The following is a 1,165-nucleotide window of genomic DNA, read 5'->3' on the forward strand; positions in this document are numbered from 1 at the left end:
CCCCCCCCCCCCCCGCGCCCGGCCCCCCCCCCCCCCCCGCGCGCGCCGCGCCCCCCCCCCCCCCCCCCCCGCCGGCCCCCCCCCCCCCCGGGGCGGCCCCCCCGCCGTCGTGCTGTCCGCGACCCCACGGCGGCGCCGCTACGCGGAAGCACGTACGGGCTTTGCCCAATTGTCCGCACTCCTGACGTTTCGTAGCGTCAACCGAGCCCGATCCGAGAGCGGCCCGCGACGAAGCGCGCCGCATGGACCCATGCACCACCGGATGGAGAGCGAGACACGTCATGCGAAGACTGAGAGCGGTACTCCTGGCAGCGGTCGTCGGCGCGGTCGCGATCATCGCGCCCGTGGCGGTCGCCCCGAGCGCCAGCGCCCACGGCTGGATCACGTCCCCGCCGAGCCGGCAGGACCACTGCGCGAAGGGGACGACGTCGTTCGACTGCGGCTCGATCAAGTACGAGCCCCAGTCCGTCGAGGCGCCCAAGGGCTCGATGAAGTGCTCGGGCGGCAGCGGGTTCACGATCCTCGACGACACGAGCAAGCCGTGGCCGCGCACGCAGACCGGCACCACGGTGACGTTCCAGTGGAAGCTCACCGCGGCGCACAACACGAGCACGTGGGAGTACTTCGTCGACGGCGTGCTGTTCAAGACGTTCAACCAGAACGGGGCGCAGCCGCCGAGCAACATCTCCCACACGCTCACGGGCCTGCCCCAGGGCAACCACACGATCCTCGCGCGCTGGAACGTGTCGAACACGGTGAACGCGTTCTACAACTGCGTCGACCTCACGATCGGCAGCGGCGGCACGGACCCGGGCGACCCGGACCCGGAGCCCACCGACCCCGAGCCGGGCGAGTGCACCGCGCCCGCGTGGTCCGCGAGCGCCGTCTACCTCGGCGGCGCGAACGTCTCCCACGACGGCCGGAACTACCAGGCCAAGTGGTGGACGACGGGCGAGAACCCCGCGCAGAGCGGGCAGTGGGGCGTCTGGAAGGACCTCGGCGCCTGCTGACCCGACCTGGACCGCGTCAGCGGCCGACCGGCGCGTCCTCCCGGGCGCGGCGGTGGGCCCCCGGGGCGGGCGGGGGGGGGGGGGCGGGGGGGGGGGCCGCCCCCGACGCGCCGGCCGGGGAGTTGTGGGCGCGCGCGCGTAGGTGGGGGCCCCGG

At 75.0% G+C, this 1,165-nt stretch carries 1 protein-coding gene; it reads left to right on the forward strand.

From position 1 onward, the window contains the following. Positions 1-281: 281 nt before the first annotated feature. Positions 282-1,010, forward strand: a complete 729-nt coding sequence (locus GYH36_RS19945; protein WP_034604948.1) for a lytic polysaccharide monooxygenase — start codon at positions 282-284, stop codon at positions 1,008-1,010. Positions 1,011-1,165 lie beyond the last annotated feature (155 nt).

Source organism: Cellulosimicrobium composti (assembly GCF_010287905.1).
GTDB lineage: Bacteria > Actinomycetota > Actinomycetes > Actinomycetales > Cellulomonadaceae > Cellulosimicrobium > Cellulosimicrobium composti.